General features: G+C 75.7%; 1 protein-coding gene. It reads left to right on the plus strand.

All coding sequences use genetic code 11. The features are described from left to right. Positions 1-77: 77 nt before the first annotated feature. Entirely contained in the window at positions 78-641 is a 564-nt protein-coding gene (locus OR37_RS21735; protein ID WP_004625576.1) for a hypothetical protein, read from the plus strand. The last annotated feature ends 86 nt before the right edge of the window (positions 642-727 follow it).

A 727-nucleotide genomic window follows, 5' to 3' on the forward strand; every position in this document is an offset into this window, starting at 1 on the left:
ACGAGTAGACTGCCGCTCCGGCCGCGGCCGCCGAGCCTGCGGCGCCGGTCGCCCCGCCCCCGCCGCCCCCGCCGCCCGTGGCCCCCGTCCCGCCGGTCCCGCCGGTCGCCCCCGCCGACAGCGCCGCCGACGCCTATGATCTGGCCTCGGCCAAGGCTCAGGCCGCTTGGAGCCGGGCCCAGGCGCGCGCCGAGGCCGACTGGAGCCGTTCGATGGCCGAGGCGGCGCGCGTCAACGCCGAGCAGATCCGCCGCGAGGTCGAGGCCCATCGCGGCGAGATCGAGGCCGCCGCCCGCCTGGCCGCTCGGCAGGCCAGGCTCTCGGCCCAGGACGCCCGCCGCATCGGCGAAGAGGCCCGCCAGGCCGGCGAACGCGCGCGGGTCGAGGCGATCAAGGTCGCCCGCGTCCAGATGGCCCAGGGCGCGGTCCAGATGCGCGCCGGCGCCCGCCAGATGCGCGAGGAAGCCGCCCGCCTGGGCGACCCCGCCTATCGCGCCAGGCAGATCGAAGACAACCGGGCGCGCGGAAACATCGTCACCGACCAGGAACTGCAAGACGTCGCCCGCCGCCTGCCCCGCCAGGCCGACAACCTGGAATGCCAAGCCGACAAGCTCGCGGCCCAAGCGAAGGATATGAGCTGAAGCGCCTTCGCGACCCTTTGCTCTCCCGCGATGCGGGGGAGCTGCCGCGAAGCGGCTGAGGGGGCAAGCTGGAAATCGGCCGAGCT

This window comes from Caulobacter vibrioides OR37 (genome assembly GCF_000372645.1).
Lineage (GTDB): Bacteria > Pseudomonadota > Alphaproteobacteria > Caulobacterales > Caulobacteraceae > Caulobacter > Caulobacter vibrioides_E.